General features: G+C 74.8%; 1 protein-coding gene. It reads right to left on the bottom strand.

Features of this window, described 5'->3' with window-relative positions:
• The coding region (locus ACOJUJ_RS18545) for a DNA internalization-related competence protein ComEC/Rec2 (protein ID WP_420128383.1) at positions 1 to 1659 on the bottom strand (1659 nt) is incomplete at both ends.

The following is a 1659-nucleotide window of genomic DNA, read 5'->3' as shown; positions in this document are numbered from 1 at the left end:
CTGAGGCCGCCGCCACCCGGCGCCGCGCGGCATCCCAGATCCTCGGATGGGTCTCCCGCCGCCCGGTCACCTGCACGCCCTCGCCCCCCAGCCGCACCCGCACCGCGCCGCCGGCCGCGGTGCCGTGCACCCGCGCGCCGGTGCCCTCCCAGCGCGCCACCACGGCCGGCTGCGGATGCTGGAACCGGTTGCCGTATCCGGCCGACACCAGTGCATGCGCGGCCCCCGTGGCCGCGACGAAGACCGGGTCCGACGACGACCCGCTGCCGTGGTGCGCCGCGACCACCACCTCGGCCCGCACGCCCTGCGGATGCGCGCGCGCCAGCTCCCGCTCGACCACGGCCCCGATGTCCCCGGTCAGCAACGCGGCGCCGTGCGGCCCCGCGACGCGCAGCACGCAGCTGGCGTCGTTGCGGAAATCCGGAAAATGCGCCGCCGGATGCAGGAACTCGAACGCGACGCCATCGATCTGCCAGGCATCGCCGGCCAGACACGGCGAGGCGCCCTCGAGCCCCGCATGCTCCGGCGCGAACACCGGCACACCGGGAAACCGCCGCTGCAGCGCCGGGAAACCGCCGGCGTGGTCGAGATCGGCGTGGCTGACCACCATCGCGTCCAGCTGCCGCACGCCCAGCGCGTGCAGCGCCGGCACCACCACCCGCTCGCCCGCGTCGTAGCCGTCGGGCACGGCCGGCCCCATGTCGTACAGCACCGCATGCGTCCGGGTGCGCACGAGCACCGACAGGCCCTGCCCCACGTCCAGCATCACCAGTTCCGCCTCGCCCTCACCGGGCAACTGCCGGTCCGGCCACAGCAGCGGCAACCACAGCAGGAGGGCCAACGGCTTGCCGGGCAACCCGCGCGGCAGCAGACACCAGACCGCCGCCGTCACCGCCAGCGGCAGCGCGAACCACCGCGATTCCGGCAACCACCACAAGGCCAGCGGGCTGTCGGCCAGGCGCCCGAACAGCGGCCAGCTCAGGTCGAAACACCACGCCGCCAGACGCCAGGCCGGATCGCCCCATCCCGGGTGCGCCGCCTCCAGGCCGGTGCCGATCAGCGCCAGCGGCACCACCACCAGGCTCCACCACGGGATCGCGACCAGGTTCGCCAACGGCCCGGCCAGCGACGCCTGCCCGAACAGCACCACCGTCAACGGCAGCAGCCCCAGCGTCGCCACCCACTGCGCACGCAGGAACCCGCCGACCAGGCCGACCTCGCGCGCGTCCGGCAGGCACCACACCAGCCAGGCCACACCGGCGAAACTCAGCCAGAACCCCGCCGTGAGCAGCGACAGCGGATCTACCAGCACCACCGCGATCGCGGCCAGCCCGAGTGCGCCGCCCACGTCCAGCGGACGCCGCCCCAGACGTGCCGCCATCGCCACGCCGATCATCAACACCGTGCGCACCGTCGGCAGTTCCCACCCCGCCACCGCGGCGTAGAACAGCGCCCCGGCGAACGCCACCACCGCCGCCGCCTGCGGCCGCGGCAGCCAGCGCCCGAGCGGCGGCCACAGCCGCCAGACGCCTGCGGCCAGCAACGCGAAAAAGCCCGCCACCAGCCCGACATGAAAGCCGGAGATCGCGATCAGGTGCGTCAGCCCGGTGGCGCGCAGCGCCTCCCAGTCGCGCTCGTCCAGCCCGCGCGTATCGCCCA

Source organism: Longimicrobium sp. (genome assembly GCF_048594345.1).
Taxonomy (GTDB): Bacteria; Gemmatimonadota; Gemmatimonadetes; order Longimicrobiales; family Longimicrobiaceae; genus Longimicrobium.
This window is presented reverse-complemented; position numbering and strand designations above follow the sequence as displayed.